Annotated in this window: 13 protein-coding genes; 3 read left to right on the top strand and 10 right to left on the bottom strand. The window is 42.8% G+C overall.

The window, feature by feature from the left end; translation table 11 throughout:
• Positions 1-198 precede the first annotated feature (198 nt).
• Both glpK and PR834_RS11885 read right to left on the bottom strand, forming a co-directional pair.
• Entirely contained in the window at positions 199-1,725 is a 1,527-nt protein-coding gene (glpK, locus tag PR834_RS11890; RefSeq protein WP_004265295.1) for a glycerol kinase GlpK, read from the bottom strand.
• 3 nt (positions 1,726-1,728) lie between these two features.
• On the bottom strand, positions 1,729-2,589 hold the full coding sequence (locus tag PR834_RS11885) for an MIP/aquaporin family protein (protein ID WP_272536676.1): 861 nt from the start codon (positions 2,587-2,589) through the stop codon (positions 1,729-1,731).
• A gap of 305 nt (positions 2,590-2,894) precedes the next feature.
• Between PR834_RS11885 and zapB the strand changes: the two genes are divergently transcribed.
• Positions 2,895-3,134, top strand: a complete 240-nt coding sequence (gene zapB / locus PR834_RS11880; RefSeq protein WP_004265299.1) for a cell division protein ZapB — start codon at positions 2,895-2,897, stop codon at positions 3,132-3,134.
• Positions 3,135-3,378: 244 nt separating this feature from the next.
• Here the strand turns inward: zapB and rraA are convergent, their stop codons facing one another.
• The 7 genes from rraA to priA all read right to left on the bottom strand — a co-directional run bounded on the left by rraA (position 3,379) and on the right by priA (position 11,628).
• Entirely contained in the window at positions 3,379-3,903 is a 525-nt protein-coding gene (gene rraA / locus PR834_RS11875) for a ribonuclease E activity regulator RraA (RefSeq protein ID WP_136135349.1), read from the bottom strand.
• A 119-nt stretch (positions 3,904-4,022) separates the two neighbouring features.
• Positions 4,023-4,946: a 1,4-dihydroxy-2-naphthoate polyprenyltransferase gene (locus PR834_RS11870; RefSeq protein WP_004265301.1), complete on the bottom strand. Its 924-nt coding sequence runs from the start codon at positions 4,944-4,946 to the stop codon at positions 4,023-4,025.
• A 187-nt stretch (positions 4,947-5,133) separates the two neighbouring features.
• Positions 5,134-6,468 carry an HslU--HslV peptidase ATPase subunit gene (gene hslU, locus PR834_RS11865; protein WP_004265302.1) on the bottom strand — a complete coding sequence of 445 codons (1,335 nt, stop codon included), beginning with the start codon at positions 6,466-6,468 and terminating at the stop codon, positions 5,134-5,136.
• Positions 6,469-6,479: 11 nt separating this feature from the next.
• Entirely contained in the window at positions 6,480-7,010 is a 531-nt protein-coding gene (hslV, locus tag PR834_RS11860) for an ATP-dependent protease subunit HslV (RefSeq protein ID WP_004265304.1), read from the bottom strand.
• 169 nt (positions 7,011-7,179) lie between these two features.
• Positions 7,180-7,986, bottom strand: a complete 807-nt coding sequence (gene ftsN / locus PR834_RS11855) for a cell division protein FtsN (RefSeq protein WP_094961900.1) — start codon at positions 7,984-7,986, stop codon at positions 7,180-7,182.
• A 73-nt stretch (positions 7,987-8,059) separates the two neighbouring features.
• Positions 8,060-9,088, bottom strand: a complete 1,029-nt coding sequence (cytR, locus tag PR834_RS11850) for a DNA-binding transcriptional regulator CytR (RefSeq protein WP_004265308.1) — start codon at positions 9,086-9,088, stop codon at positions 8,060-8,062.
• 341 nt (positions 9,089-9,429) lie between these two features.
• Positions 9,430-11,628 carry a primosomal protein N' gene (gene priA / locus PR834_RS11845; RefSeq protein ID WP_272536675.1) on the bottom strand — a complete coding sequence of 733 codons (2,199 nt, stop codon included), beginning with the start codon at positions 11,626-11,628 and terminating at the stop codon, positions 9,430-9,432.
• Positions 11,629-11,846: 218 nt separating this feature from the next.
• Between priA and rpmE the strand changes: the two genes are divergently transcribed.
• Positions 11,847-12,062: a 50S ribosomal protein L31 gene (gene rpmE / locus PR834_RS11840; RefSeq protein ID WP_004265313.1), complete on the top strand. Its 216-nt coding sequence runs from the start codon at positions 11,847-11,849 to the stop codon at positions 12,060-12,062.
• A 262-nt stretch (positions 12,063-12,324) separates the two neighbouring features.
• On the opposite strand, the gene metJ is transcribed toward rpmE, so the two are convergent.
• Entirely contained in the window at positions 12,325-12,642 is a 318-nt protein-coding gene (gene metJ / locus PR834_RS11835) for a met regulon transcriptional regulator MetJ (RefSeq protein ID WP_004265315.1), read from the bottom strand.
• A 315-nt stretch (positions 12,643-12,957) separates the two neighbouring features.
• On the opposite strand from metJ, the gene metB reads away from it, so the two are divergent.
• Positions 12,958-14,118, top strand: coding sequence for a cystathionine gamma-synthase (gene metB, locus PR834_RS11830; RefSeq protein ID WP_004265317.1), 1,161 nt, complete (start codon positions 12,958-12,960; stop codon positions 14,116-14,118).
• Positions 14,119-14,126 lie beyond the last annotated feature (8 nt).

Here is a 14,126-nt window from a genome sequence, read left to right as displayed (position 1 = left end):
ATTTTGAATTTTATTGAAATATTATTCTAAATAAACCGCAAAAAACGGTCTAATTTATTATTGTTTTAATAACTGCATTTTCATTGATTAACTAATTAGTTATTAGAAGAAAGTCATACTTGTAGGGATAAAATAAAAAAGGCCATATGATTCATATGGCCTTTGGGATATTAGAAATAAAACAGATTAAAAGATGGATTAGCCACGATCTTCCCACTCTTGGGCACGAGCTACGGCTTTTTTCCATCCCTCGTATTTGAAATTACGTTCCGTCGTTTCAATACCTGGTTTGAATACACGCTCAATGGTCGCCTTGCTCTGTAACTCATCAAGATTACTCCAGAAACCAACGGCTAAGCCTGCAAGGTAAGCGGCTCCCAATGCAGTGCTTTCTCGCACTTCAGGGCGTTCAACAGGAGTACCTAAAATATCTGACTGGAATTGCATTAAGAAGTTATTGGCGACAGCTCCACCATCAACACGTAGTGCTTTTAAGCGCTCACCTGAATCTGCTTGCATTGCATCAAGTACATCACGGGTTTGATAAGCGATAGATTCTAATGTTGCACGGATAATATGGTTGCGGTTTGCACCACGTGTCAGGCCAAAAATAGCACCGCGCGCATATGGGTCCCAATATGGAGCTCCCAAACCAGTAAAGGCAGGAACAACATACACGCCATTGCTGTCTTTCACTTTAGTGGCAAAGTACTCTGAGTCTGTTGATTCATCAATTAATTTCAATTCATCACGCAGCCATTGGATAGAGGCACCTCCGACAAATACAGCGCCTTCAAGTGCATAATTGACTTCACCTTTTGGGCCACACGCGATAGTCGTCAGTAGGCCATGATTTGAACGTACAGCAGTCTCTCCCGTGTTCAGAAGTAGGAAACAGCCTGTTCCATAGGTATTTTTGGCCATTCCTGATTTGACACACAGTTGGCCATACAGAGCGGCTTGTTGGTCTCCCGCCATTCCTGAAATTGGAATACGAGTCCCACCTTTCCCCCCAATATTGGTTTGCCCGTAGACTTCGGAAGAAGGGCGTACCTCAGGAAGCATTGCTCGTGGAATATTGAGCGCTTTGAGAATTTTGTCATCCCACTCGAGGTTACGGATATTGAACAACATGGTTCGAGAGGCATTGGTATAGTCGGTGACATGAACACGCCCTTGTGTCATTTTCCAAACGAGCCAAGTATCGACAGTTCCAAACAGTAACTCCCCTTTTTCAGCTCGCTCACGTGCGCCTTCAACATGATCTAAAATCCATTTGACTTTTGTACCGGAGAAATATGGGTCAACAACCAGACCGGTGTTTTGGCGAATATACTCTTCTAAATCGCGGTCATTTTGTTTTAGATGGGTACAAAAGTCAGCAGTACGGCGACATTGCCATACAATTGCATTATAAACAGGCTTACCTGTGGCTTTTTCCCAAACAATAGTGGTTTCACGTTGGTTAGTGATCCCAATCCCAGCGACTTCATCGGTACGGATATCCGCTTTAGCGAGTACTTCCACTAGTGTTGAGCTTTGTGATGCCCAAATTTCCATTGGGTCATGTTCCACCCAACCTGGCTTAGGATAAATTTGGGTGAATTCACGTTGTGAAATACTGACAATATTCGCATCATGGTCGAGTACGACAGCACGTGAGCTGGTTGTGCCTTGGTCGAGTGCAACAATATACTTTTTCGCAATAGTGGTTTCAGTAGTCATAATTTAAGCCTGTTCCGAGGATTTGGTGTTTTTAACGGATAATTTTTCTGTTTTGGTCTCTTCTTCACATACCATGTAAGGTAAGTGGCGACCAATCAGTTTGCGATAGGCGAATGCGCCTAGCAGACCACCAACAATAGGTGCTGTCAATGGGACAAGGAAATAAGGAATATCGCGGCCACCAGTCAGAGCGATATCACCCCAACCAGCGAGATAAGCGACAACCTTTGGACCAAAGTCACGAGCAGGGTTGAGTGCGAACCCAGTGAGCGCGCCAAATGACCCACCGATAACGGCAATCAAAATACCGATTAACAATGGTGCAAGTGGGCCACGTGGGACACCATTGCCATCATCGGTTAGCGCGAGTATTAAGCAAACAAGAATGGCCGCAATAATGACCTCAATAAAGAATGCATGAGGAACACTAATTTGTGGTGCTGGGTAGGTTGAGAAAACACCCGCAGTAAATAAGCTTTCTTGTGAGCCTCTAATGATGTGATGGACTTGGTCGTAATCGAAAAATACAGGGGAATACATTGAGTAAACTAATGCGGCAGCAAAGAAACCACCTAGCATCTGTGCGATGATATAAGGAACAACTTTGCGCTTATCAAAACACGCGAATAGCCATAGTGCGAGAGTAACGGCTGGGTTTAGGTGGGCACCTGAGGTGCCAGCGGTTAGGTAAACGGCTAAAGCAACGCCAAAGCCCCATATAATACTAATTTCCCACAGGCCTAGTTGTGCGCCCGCTATTCTAACGGCAGCAACACAACCTAGACCAAAAAAGACCAGTAGCGCAGTCCCTAAAAACTCTGAGATGCACTGACCCGTGAGTGATGTAGTCGTCATTTGGCTCATATGTTTCTATCCTACGAAAATGAAAAATATTGTAATGTTTTTTTAAGTTAAGATTTTCTAATCGAAAATCATTAACTGTAAATTTATCGTTAAAGAACATAAACGAGAAATATCGAAATTGAAAAGTGTGTGTTACATCACTAAAGCGAAACAAAACAATCAAAAATAGTGATGGATTCGACCTTTGTGATGTGATCTGACCAGTGTTTTTTAATGAAGGTTATTACGATTCAGAAGGAAGGAACTGGACACAGAGGATCATGCTACTTACAATCGTGTAAAAGCTGATAAGGGAGACCAGAATTATGTCATTTGAAGTATTTGAGAAACTAGAATCCAAAGTGCAACAAGCGATTGATACAATCACACTGTTACAAATGGAAATCGATGAATTAAAAGATAAAAATGGTGCGTTAAGCCAAGAGCTTGAAACAGCAAAATCAGGCACGGATTCACTGGTGCGTGAAAATGAACAGTTAAAACAAGAGCAGCAAGCTTGGCAAGAGCGTTTACGGACTTTACTCGGTAAGATGGAAGAAGTGTAATTTCTCGTCATACTTCGCGTTGTAGGGGTGTTGGCTTCGTCTCTTCGCCCTAGTCACATACTCATGTATGCTCCTAGGGTCTTATCGACTTTGCCGCCTACCTACAACACGAATTATTTAGAGAAATCTTTGTTATATCTCGCATTGTAGGGTTTAGAGAAACTTTCGTCATACCTCGCGTAGTAGAATATAAAAATAAGGGCCGCAAATCATTGCAGCCCTTATTTATAGAATTTTTAACGGATTATGCGTCGATATTGTCATCTTCGACAAAACCGTTGTTCCCATAAGGTGTTAATGGCTCTTCAGAAAGGATAATACCGGTGTTATCGGCATAAAGGTAATCACCTGAAAAGAAAGTCACACCGCCGAAATTAACACGAATATCACTTTCACCGATGCCTTCATCTGGACAGCCTGCCGGCATCGCAGCAATAGCTTGAATACCGAGGTCGAGTTCCATCAGGGTATCTACCTGACGAACCGCACCGTAAACCACAATTCCTTCCCAGTGGTTGTCAACAGCTAGCCTTGCAATTTCAGCATCAATAAGTGCCTTACGGACAGAACCGCCCCCATCAACGAGTAGGATACGCCCTGTACCATCCTCTTCCAGCAAATCATACACTAGGCCGTTATCTTCAAAACACTTAACTGTAATGATTTGACCGCCAAATGAAGTACGTCCACCAAAATTGGAGAAAAGGGGTTCTACCACGTTGACGCTTTCTTGGTAAATATCGCAGAGTTCGGAAGTATCATATTTCATAGGAGTTAGGTCTTTTTTGCTGCAAGAGGCAACCAGTATATCCCTTTTGAACTGTACTTGGCAAAGTTACCCGCCTAAAAATAGGCGGAAAAAGTCAAAAAAACGACAAATAGTGAATATTATTTGCTCATTACGACGCCGATGGAAAATAAAACGTTGGTCACGAGTGCGGCTTTCACCATATTTTCCAATAGAGGGCGCATACCTTCGGGGGTTGGGTCGCTGAGAACACGGCGTAAATGGTTCATTAGCATTGGTACGGCGAGTAAAAATAGCCAACCGCTCCAGCCGTGTAAATAAATTAGATTAAAAAAGGCCAAACATAAAATAGCCGCAACAATAATAATGGTGTGATAAATTCGAGCCCCTTGGGGACCTAAGCGCACCGCTAAGGTATTTTTACCTGCTTTAATATCATTTTCGATATCACGCATATTATTGATATTCAATACTGCGACAGAGAGCAACCCACAAGCCGTTGCGGGTAGGACAGTGATGATATTAAAACTATTTGCTTGTAAATAATAAGTCCCAATAACACTTAGCCAGCCAAAGAAGATTAAAACAGAAATATCCCCTAACCCTAGGTAGCCATACGGTTTTTTGCCCACGGTATAGGTAATTGCAGCGACGATAGCAATAAGCCCTAATGCGACAAAACCAATGGCATCCTCGGGTTTTTCGCATGCGACAATAATTAACAGTAAGCCGGAAAGACAGGCCGCTGTAATATTTAGCTTCAGTGCCTTTTTCATATCCGCTTGCGTGATAACGCCTTTTTGCATGCCACGTAATGGACCAATACGTTCAGCCGTATCAGAGCCTTTGACCGCATCACCATAGTCATTCGCAAGGTTAGATAAAATCTGTAATAAACCCGCTGTGATAAGTGCTAATAAAGCGACAGGCCATTTAAAATTATTAGTTAAATAAGCGAGTGCAGAGCCTGTCACAATCGCAATCACCCCTAATGGTAGGGTTTTAGGGCGGAGACTTTCAATCCAAGCTTGTTTACGACTTATTGTTGAGGATGTCGACTGCATGCAGTTACCTATAATTCAAACTCTTTAGAGATGTGATCTTAATAATTTAATAACCCATCATATAGAGAGATACTTGAGTATTTTCAATGCAATGGGCAGAATATTTCATAGAAAAAAGTGCAGCGATAAAAGCTGCACTTTAGTCGATGTATATTAAGGATACATGAAAACCAGATAATTAATAAGATTATAAAATAAATCTACTCAAGTCTTCATCTGCCACCAGCTCATCTAAGTGCTGTCTGACATAGTCTGCATCGATTTGGATAGTTTGCCCGTTACGGTCACTGGCATCGAAAGAAATATCTTCCATTAAGCGTTCAAGCACTGTGTGTAAGCGACGAGCACCAATATTTTCGGTTGACTCATTCACTTGCCATGCTGATTCTGCAATTTTACGAATACCGTCAGTCGTGAATTCAATATTCACGCCTTCTGTTGCCATCAGCGCTTTATACTGTTCAGTTAATGAGGCATTTGGCTCAGTCAAAATACGCACAAAATCTTCAGTTGTCAGAGCTTGTAGCTCAACGCGAATTGGCAAGCGGCCTTGGAGTTCAGGGATTAAGTCTGATGGGCTCGAAACTTGGAACGCACCTGAAGCAATAAACAGGATATGGTCAGTTTTGACCATGCCGTGCTTAGTGGAAATGGTACAGCCTTCGATTAATGGCAGTAAATCACGTTGAACCCCTTCACGGGATACATCTGGCCCCGAACTTTGGCCACCGCGTTTACAAATTTTGTCGAACTCATCGATGAAGACGATACCATTCTGTTCAACCGCTTCAATCGCTTGTTCTTTTAGCTCTTCAGGGTTGACTAATTTAGCCGCTTCTTCTTCAACTAGCAGTTTGAATGCCTCTTTGATTTTCATCTTACGAGGTTTCTGTTTTTGGCCTGCTAGGTTTTGGAACATGGATTGTAACTGGTTAGTCATCTCTTCCATGCCTGGAGGTGCCATAATTTCAACACCCATAGGGGATGCAGCGACTTCGATTTCAATTTCTTTATCGTCTAATTGGCCTTCACGTAATTTCTTACGGAATGCTTGGCGGGCTGGAGAATGCTCATCCGTTGGTTCAGATTGCCCCCAGTTATTTTTTGCTGGTGGGATAAGAACGTCTAAAATACGTTCTTCAGCCATTTCTTCGGCGCGATAGCGATTTTTTTCGATAGACTGTAAACGCACCATTTTAACGGCAGAGTCAGTTAAATCGCGAATAATCGAGTCAACTTCTTTACCAACATAGCCGACTTCAGTAAATTTGGTCGCTTCAACTTTGATAAATGGCGCATTGGCTAATTTCGCAAGGCGGCGGGCAATTTCAGTTTTACCTACCCCTGTTGGCCCAATCATCAAAATATTTTTTGGTGTGACTTCGTGACGTAATACTTCGTTTAACTGCATACGGCGCCAGCGGTTACGCAGAGCAATCGCAACAGAACGTTTGGCTTTATTTTGGCCAATAATATGATTGTCGAGTTCGCTGACAATCTCGCGTGGAGTCATTTCGGACATACTAGCAATCCTTATGATTTTGAAGAAATTTCTTCAAAGTTGACATTATGGTTGGTGTAAATACAGATATCACCTGCAATAGCGAGCGCTTTTTCAGCGATTTCTTTAGCACTTAAGTCTGTATTTTCTAACAAAGCACGTGCGGCTGATTGTGCATATGGGCCACCGGAGCCAATCGCAATTAAGTCGTTTTCCGGTTGAACCACATCACCATTACCCGTAATGATCAGTGAAGTGTGTTCATCAGCGACAGCTAACAAGGCTTCTAATTTACGAAGCATGCGGTCGGTACGCCAATCTTTAGCAAGTTCAACGGCCGCTTTCGTTAAATGGCCTTGATGCAGTTCGAGTTTGCGCTCAAACAGTTCAAATAATGTGAATGCGTCTGCGGTGCCACCGGCAAATCCGGCAATGACTTTGTCGTTGTATAAACGGCGAACTTTGCGGACATTGCCTTTCATGACGGTATTACCCATCGTCGCCTGTCCATCACCACCAATTACGACCTGGCCATTACGGCGAACACTTACGATTGTTGTCATGAGTTAGCCCCTGGTTTTATTACAAAAAAGAATGCGGTTGAATGTGATTTTCAAAAGATTAAATTCAAGTGATAGTTGTCTAATTAACTATCACTTGAACTAGGTTGAAGACACAAAGTACCGCTCATGAGTACATTAAAACAGTACATGGGGGGGAAGGAGGAATTTTTCAACCCCCAGAAGCACGAAGAATACAACCGGAAACACCTGCACCTGCTGCACGGTCACGCATTTTTTCGGCAGTGGACTTGGAATAAGGTCCTAAAACGATACGGTGCCAACCTCCACCTGCGCTTACACGGCTTTCAATACCTGAGAATGCCAAAGTAGCTTGTACAGACTCGGCTTGTTCTGCTGTACGGAATGAACCACATTGAACAACCATATTTTGCAAGCTGTTTGTCGGTTTAGTGCTTGGTGCCGTTTGTGGTTGAGTTGCAGGCGCGGTTGGTTGAGCCTCAAGTTTTGGAGGGATATTGGCCGCCGGTTTACGTTGTACTGGCTCGATAGGTTGAGCAGGCTCATTGATGAGCACTTGTGAACGCGGTACTGGTTTACCGTTTGCAGGTATTTCTTGCAAGTTAGTGACAGGCTGGCGTCTGTCAGAATCAATTTGCTCTAATAGCTGGCGCTGTTCAGGTGTTAAATCTGATGGGCGCACAATATTATTCCCCGTGCTCGGCTGTTGAATATTTGGCATATCCACACCACGACGTTCGAGTTCCTTAATATAACGCCAACGTTCTTCAGGCTTTGGTGGAAGCGTACTACCCGGTGTTGTGGGAGTAGCTACCTGAGGTTGTGGTGTGTCCTTTTTATTTTGAGTGATATAAAACAGGCCGCCAACAAATAGCACGACAATCGTGACAGCAACAACCAATGTTGTCATTGGTAGTCCTTGTGCTTTCTTTGATTTACCTTTGCTTTTTTTACGGGCGGATGAGCGCCCTCGAGCTACATAATCTTTTTGTGCCACGCTATTAATTCACTAGTTATCAATTGTTAGTCATCATTTGGGTTAACATGTTACTTAACCTGAGCAACTTTGACTAGCTTTTAGGCGCTTTTGTGCTCTCTCTAATGATTAAATCAGAATCTAGGAGACGTGAGCCTGGATTAACATTGTGCCCATGAATCTGCTCGAGCAGTAATTGCATCGCATGATGGCCAATTTCAGCACGAGGTTGGTTGATAGTCGTTAGGGCTGGCAAGGTGTATTTTGCTTGCTCTAAGTTATCGAAACCAACAAAAGAAAGGTCATCAGGGAGCTTTAAGCCCATTTTTTTCGCTTGCCACATTGCACCAATTGCCATGATATCACTATGGCAAAAGATAGCTGTCGGTGGTTCAGGAAGTGACATCAATGTTTTCACTGCTTCAGCGCCACCCTCATGGGTAAAATCACCACGAATAATATAATTTTCACGCAGTTTTTCACCTGTGCGTAACATGGCTTTTTTATAACCTTCTAAACGATATTGGCTTAAAGGCATATGGTCAGGGCCTGCAATACAAGCGATCAGTTTATGGCCTTGTTTTTGTAGGTAATGTGTTGCGTTAAATGCGGCGGTGAGGTTATCGATATGCACGGTAGGCAGTTTTAGCTCAGGTGCGAACTCATTGGCCATCACAATTGGAGGGAGGTTTTTTTGCTCTTCGGTTGAGATATCGAATGGAATATTGGAACCCAGTAAGACCATGCCATCAATTTGTTTGGTAATAATGAGATTAATAAAAGCATTTTCTTGTTTTTCTTGGTGTTTACAGTCCCCAATCAAAACAAAATAGCCTTCTTGAGCGGCAATTTCTTCAATGCCGCACACGACATCACTAAAGAAAGGGTCGCGAATATTAGGAACGAGTACAAGAATAGTCTTTGATTCATTGCGCTTATAGCTTCTAGCAAGGTTATGAGGATAATAGCCAACATCCATCACCGCTTGTTCGACTTTTTGGCGTGTTTGCAAAGAAACTTTTTCCGGGTTCATAAGTGTTCTAGACACCGTCGCTGTCGAAACGCCCGCGGCACTAGCAACATCTTTCATCGTTGCCGTGTTATTGTGTTTTTTACTTTCCACAACGCCTTCCTTAGATTGATTTAATCGTTTGCTTTTTTTGAATGGCGCAAGTACGTCATTATTAGTGGTTATTCTAATTGGTTTCTCAAGAATATCTGTTACCTAGTTTGCATAAAAAATGTGACTTGCGTCATTTTTTAGAGCTACTTCGCAAATTTTGAAAATAATTCTAAGGGCAAAAAGATAAATGAAACTCAATGTGTATGAAAAATACTCAATTTGGTCGTTTAGAATTATATGGCAAATAATTCAAATTTATCAACATGCTGCAAAGACAATACTGGTATGGCCTATAAAGTTAAATGGTTAGGTAAAATGAATCCTTTAGCATTGATAATGAGTTAACAATCGGTCGGGTCCACATCGATGTTCCATTTTACTTTGCGACTTTCTGGCTGTTGAATAATTTCTGGCAACAGTTTCGCCATAAATTGTTGTAAATAAAGCCGCGAAGGGTGTTGCAATAGCAATTGCCAGCGGAATCGCCCGCCACGTTTGGCTTGAATCGACGGCGAGGGGCCTAAAATCCACATTTTGGCATCACTTTGTGGATGTTCACTAATATATTGCCGTACATTTTGCAAAAATTGGCGCGAATCTTGGTTATTGTGGTCTTCTGAACGGATCAATATATGACTGGTGTAAGGTGGTAACATTGCGATTTGCCGTTCTTCCATCGCTTCTTGGGTAAATGCGTGATAACCCTTTTCAAGAAGCGTGAGCAACAATGGGTGTTCGGGGTGGTGGGTTTGCAAGAACACTTCACCTTGTTTACCAGCTCGTCCTGCTCGACCAGAAACTTGCACGTATAATTGAGCAAACCGTTCGGCTGCACGAAAATCACTCGAGAATAAAGCCCCGTCGACATCTAACAAGGCGACTAAGGTGACATCAGGGAAGTGGTGGCCCTTGGCTAACATCTGTGTGCCAATAAGAATTCTAGCCCCCCCTTCATGTACTTGGTTTAAATGCTGTTCCAGTTCCCCTTTACGGCTCGTGGTATCACGGTCAATACGGGTAACGGGGGTATCAGGGAACAGTTCACAAATCCCTTCCTCAAGTTGCTCCGTTCCCATTCCTACAGGCACTAAATGAGTTGAACCACATTGTGGGCACTGACGAGGAACCGGGCGCTGGCTATCACAATGGTGGCAGCGTAATTGATGAAAATTTTGGTGCAAGGTGTAATAGTGGTCACAGCGCTGGCACTCTGCAATCCAGCCACATTCATGGCAAATTAATGCAGGGGAATAACCACGACGATTTAAAAATAGAATGACTTGGTTGTTTTGTGCAAGGTGTTCTTTAATGTGTTGAATTAATAAGTGAGAAAGGCCAAATTTTAACGGCTGGCCTTTTAAATCAATAAGGTGCTGAGCCGCAGGGCGTGCATTACCTGCACGAATAGTGAGATTTAATTGCCGATACTTATGTTGCTGTACATTGAATAAGGTTTCTAGTGATGGCGTCGCAGTACCCATCACAATGGGAATATTGTTCTTTTTAGCGCGAAAAACAGCTAAGTCACGTGCATGATAACGCCAGCCATCTTGCTGTTTATATGAGCTGTCATGCTCTTCATCAATAATAATAATGCCAAGGCGGGCGAAAGGGGTGAACAGCGCTGAGCGAGTGCCAATAATAATGGCGTTTTGTCCTTGCTTAGTGCGTAACCAAACCGCTAAGCGTTCGCTATCGTTCAAGCCTGAGTGCAACACATCAACAGGCGCATTGAAGCGCTCGCGAAAACGGCTAATCGTTTGTGGGGTTAAGCCAATTTCAGGCACCAAAACTAAAGCTTGTTTACCTTGGGCAAGGACATTTTCCAATACACTCAGGTACACTTCCGTCTTACCGGACCCTGTGATCCCAGCGAGTAGCCATGGCGAAAATTGGTCATCTTCAGCACGTATAGCACCGACAGCGGTCGCTTGCTCACTATTAAGCCGCAACCTTTCCCCACAAACTGTAAAGCTTGGTTGCCACTTTTCGCTAGTCGGTTGAACGGGATGTAACTCAATATAAGCTTTCTTTTTCAGTGCTTGCAGAGCACTTTCACTGATTTCAAGCTCACTTACTTGATGGCGATAAACGGGTCTACGACGCAAAAGTGCAAGAGCTTGTTGCTGCTTTGGGGAACGTTTTAGCTCATTAAGGTCAACGGCTAAGCCTTCATCCGTCACTTGCCATTGCCAAATAGGGGTAAATTCCGCAGGTTTACCTTGGCGCAATAGTGTGGGTAATGCGTGGAAGAGCACTTCACCTATTGGGTAATGATAGTATTGTGAAGACCACAATAAGAGCTGCCAAATATCGTCAGGGAAGAGCGTTTGGTGGTCGAGAACCAGTTCGATGGCTTTTAATTTATCTTCAGCAAATTCGCTTTTATCGCTGTGCTTTACCACAATACCCAAGGCTTGGCGCTTGCCAAATGGCACCATAACACGGCTGCCAATCACTGGTAGTGGCATGTTATCAGGAAGGCGATAATCAAATGTGCGGTTTAAAGGGACAGGTAAAGCCACCTGAACGACGATCATATCTGGGTTTCCGTCTATTTTTTATGCGATAATGCGAGCGATTGTTGACTAGAGTACCACAAAATTTACTCGGTTTTCATTGCGTGATAAACAGAATTTCTGTATGATCCGCCGCCTTTGGTATCTATTTTTACCAATATATTAAATTCAATCAACACGACGTGTGGTGTCCGGCGTTAGGGCTGGAATGGCGACACGGCCTTAATAGAGGTTCTCCCATGAAAAAAGGTATTCACCCTAAATACGAAGAAGTTACTGCAACTTGTTCTTGCGGTAATGTAATGAAAATTAATTCAACTGCTGGTCACTCGCTGAACCTGGACGTTTGTGGTAACTGCCACCCGTTCTATACTGGTAAACAGCGTGATGTTGCGACTGGTGGTCGTGTTGATCGCTTCAACCAACGTTTCAGCATCCCAGGTTCTAAAAAATAATCGAACTTGTGAAATGCGAAAAAAAGGGAAACTGAGTTTCCCTTTTTTAATGCCTAAAATAAGTGTTTTTATGTCTAAATGAAGAAATTAGAAGCGGTAAAGCACGGCGAACATAATATCATTATTCGTACTTTCACTTTAGACTTGAGCGCGTCGCCATCATCGTTATAGCTATCTTGAATAAAACATAAGGAAAGGCACTACGTCGCAAGGCGTGCGACGTAGTTAAAGTTTTGAGATACGTAATGGTGACTAATTGGGGCTAGTATTCCCACGTTTCAGGGTCGATACCTAATTCGCGCATAATTTCTTTTGCGGCTTCAGGGATCTCGTCATTACGTTCTTTACGTAAATCTTCATCATTTGGCAGTGGTTGGCCTGTGAATGCATGTAAAAAAGCTTCACACAGGAGCTCACTATTTGTCGCGTGTCGCAAGTTATTAATCTGACGACGAGTACGTTCGTCAGTTAAAATTTTTAGTACCTTCAAAGGGATAGATACTGTAATTTTTTTTACTTGCTCACTCTTTTTGCCATGTTCAGCATACGGACTGACATACTCACCATTCCATTCAGCCATGGGTTACCTTGGATATTTTCAATAATAATAAAAAATAATATGCATATTCTTTTTAATAGAAACTTAATCTAAGCCCTAAATCGAGAACGTCTGCATATATGTTAGACGTGACTTAACTTATTTTATCACAAGATATTATATAAAATTAACGAGTTAAGTTCACTTATGCGATTGACTATCAATTTACACATAATTATTAGGGCTGATTATTCCATTACTAGATATAAACGTAAAGAGGTTTAGACGTCTAGATATGTTGACGTCTAAACATCCGATGGGTATGATTTAGCCTATCACTGTTCAGGAGAAGCGTTTATGACTTACAAGCCGTCAACCATCGCAATTCATAATGGATTAAATGAAGACCAACAATTTGGTTGCGTCGTGCCTCCCATTTATTTATCCAGTACCTATAATTTTACTGACTTTAATGAACCGAGAGCTCATGATTATTCACGTCGTGGAAACCCGGGGCGTGATATTGTGCAAAAAACATTGGCACAACTTGAGGGTGGTAGTGGTTCGGTAATGACTAACAGTGGGATGTCTGCGCTTCACCTGTTATGTACAGTTTTTTTGCAACCGGGGGATTTACTCGTTGCGCCACATGACTGTTACGGCGGAAGCTATCGGTTATTTAATAGCCAAAGCCAGCGTGGGGCTTATCAGGTGCAATTTGTCGACCAAAGTGATGAATCTGCATTGCAGGCTGCATTAGCGAAAAAGCCCAAATTAGTGTTAATCGAAACACCCAGCAACCCACTATTAAGAATTTTTGATATACAGCATATTGCACAGTTGGCTCATGATGTAGGTGCATTAGTCGTTGTAGATAATACTTTTTTAAGCCCAATTTTGCAGCAGCCTCTTTCGCTAGGTGCAGATTTTGTGGTGCATTCATGCACTAAATACTTGAATGGCCATTCTGATATTGTTGCAGGAGTGGTGGTTGCGAAAGAAGAAAAGTGGGTAACAGAGCTTGCTTGGTGGGCGAATAATATTGGTGTTACTGGGGGCGCTTTTGATAGCTACCTACTATTGAGAGGTATTCGGACATTATCTCCACGTGTATTACAGCAACAGCAAAATGCACAAGAGATCGTAAAATATCTTAAATCACAGCCTTTAGTAAAAAAATTGTATTATCCTGCATTAGAAGATCACCCCGGGCACGAAATAGCAGTGAAACAGCAAAAAGGCTTTGGCGCGATGCTGAGTTTTGAATTTGCAGGTGATGAGCCACAACTTCGCCATTTTCTTCGTTCACTCAGCCTGTTTACACTAGCGGAGTCATTAGGTGGTGTGGAAACATTGATTTCCCATACGGCTACAATGACACATGCAGGTATGTCAGCAGAAGCCCGTGCGCAAGCGGGGATCACAGATAGCTTGCTAAGAATTTCAGTGGGGATTGAAGATCCTCAGGACTTAATCACAGACTTAGATCACGCATTTCAGGTTGCGGCACAACGTTAGCGGAGTTT

The sequence above is a fragment of the Providencia sp. PROV182 genome (assembly GCF_028480325.1).
GTDB classification, from domain to species: domain Bacteria; phylum Pseudomonadota; class Gammaproteobacteria; order Enterobacterales; family Enterobacteriaceae; genus Providencia; species Providencia hangzhouensis.
This window is presented reverse-complemented; position numbering and strand designations above follow the sequence as displayed.